Consider the following 308-nt stretch of genomic DNA (forward strand, 5'->3'; position numbering starts at 1 on the left):
ACGGTGCGCACCGTGCGCAGCACCATCAGCGCGTAGGCGAAGGTGCCGAGGAAGACCCCGAGCACGAGCTGGTTGCGGGCGTCGCGCACGAAATTGCGCAGGAGCCGAGGCCCCATCTGGTTCGAGGCCAGCGTCAGCGCCGCGATGGTGATCGAGAAGGTGGTGCCCGCCACCCCGATGGTGGAGGAAGCGACGGCGCTGAGCAGTGCCCTTGCCCCCTCGGCGCCCCCGGTCCAGCCCCAGTCCGCGTTCGGGGAGGACGGGTCGTGGCCGGCGATCTGCGCGGTCTCCAGCCACACGGCGACCTG

The 308-nt window shown here is 71.4% G+C and carries 1 protein-coding gene; it reads right to left on the reverse strand.

Features of this window, described 5'->3' with window-relative positions; genetic code table 11:
* On the reverse strand, positions 1 to 308 hold a 308-nt coding region (locus AX737_RS07945), incomplete at both ends, for a DUF2254 family protein (protein ID WP_156453586.1).

The sequence above is a fragment of the Methylobacterium sp. CCH5-D2 genome (assembly GCF_001556475.1).
In the GTDB taxonomy this organism is placed as follows: Bacteria; Pseudomonadota; Alphaproteobacteria; order Rhizobiales; family Beijerinckiaceae; genus Methylobacterium; species Methylobacterium hispanicum.